The organism is Turicibacter sp. HGF1, from assembly GCF_000191865.1.
GTDB lineage: Bacteria > Bacillota_I > Bacilli_A > MOL361 > Turicibacteraceae > Turicibacter > Turicibacter sanguinis.
In genome coordinates this window covers 1-1,217 of sequence record NZ_AEXQ01000108.1, presented here as the reverse complement: position 1 = coordinate 1,217, position 1,217 = coordinate 1, and the positions used below count along the sequence as shown (strand labels likewise).

Below are 1,217 nucleotides of genomic sequence, written 5' to 3'. Positions count from 1 at the left end.
AGTATAGGGAGTAGTCAGAGTATTGTAGATATAAGAAGTATAGGTTTTAAAGGTTTGAAAAGATGTTTGAAGTTCGGGTGAAATCATTGGATGTTCTGTTTCAAGTAAGTGATTAAATCGATTCACATTTTTCGATTGAATGGCGAATAGTAAATCTTGATAAAGCTCATAAGTTGCTTTTAATTCAGGTGATAAATCGAGAAGGAAGTTTAAGATATCTATTTCACGCATCGGTTGCTTAAAACAATAAACAGATCGATAAGTTGTGGTATCGAGTAGGGTATGTGATTTTAAAAATAGTCGCCAGTAACGTTTGAATTTACGACCATGTTTTTTGAATTTTTTCATTAATCGAATACGTGTTTTATTGAGTGCACGGGAGATATGTTGAACGAGGTGAAACTTATCAAGGACAATTTTGGCATGAGGAAAAAGCTCCTTAATCAAACTGATATAAGGGGCGTACATATCAGTGACAATATGTTTCACACGCGCACGAGCTTCTTTTGTGTATCGCTTGAAATAAGTCTGAAGAGAGGTTAAGCGTCGATCTTCAATGATATCAATCATCTGCTTGGTATCTGCATCACAAAAGATAAAAGACATATGACCCTCAGCCGATTTTACCGATTTAAATTCATCAAAACAAAGATTTTCAGGTAGATCATTAAAGTTCAAAGTTTGAGATTCATAAAAGCTATGAATGATCCGATTAACGGTTGAATGAGAAACTTGATGGCGACGGGCAATATCGCACTCTGAACTTTTATTTTGAGCTTCTAAAGCAATCGCGTGTTTCGTATTGTAAGAAATATAACAGTTCTTTTCAACAATAGATGTTTTTAATGTAAAGGTGGATTGACAATGCCCACAATAATAACGCTGTTTCTTTAAAACTAAATAAGTATCATGGAGTGATACTTTTGGAATGATAATTCGAGAAGTTTTAAACCCATGCTTTTTAAAATTGGAATCAAAAAGAGTTCCACAGTGTTCACAATGAGTGGGTTGGTAAGATAAGATTCCCTTAAAAACAAAGCTAGTGATCCCATTTAATTTAACTTCTTCAAAATAATCTTCAGGAAAGATGATATTTTTATCTTTAATATTTAAAAATTTTCTAGTAGAATATGAGTGAGACATCAAAAATTATCCTTTCAATATTGTTTTAGCCGATAACATTGTAACAGGATAGAGACTTGATGTCTCTTTTTTTT

Annotated in this window: 1 protein-coding gene; it reads right to left on the bottom strand. The window is 32.7% G+C overall.

Going from position 1 to position 1,217, the window contains the following annotated elements; all coding sequences use genetic code 11:
• Window positions 1–1,143 (bottom strand): ISL3 family transposase (locus HMPREF9402_RS10700; protein ID WP_009607355.1); only part of this gene is annotated, 1,143 nt, incomplete at its 3' end.
• Between the last annotated feature and the right edge of the window lie 74 nt (window positions 1,144–1,217).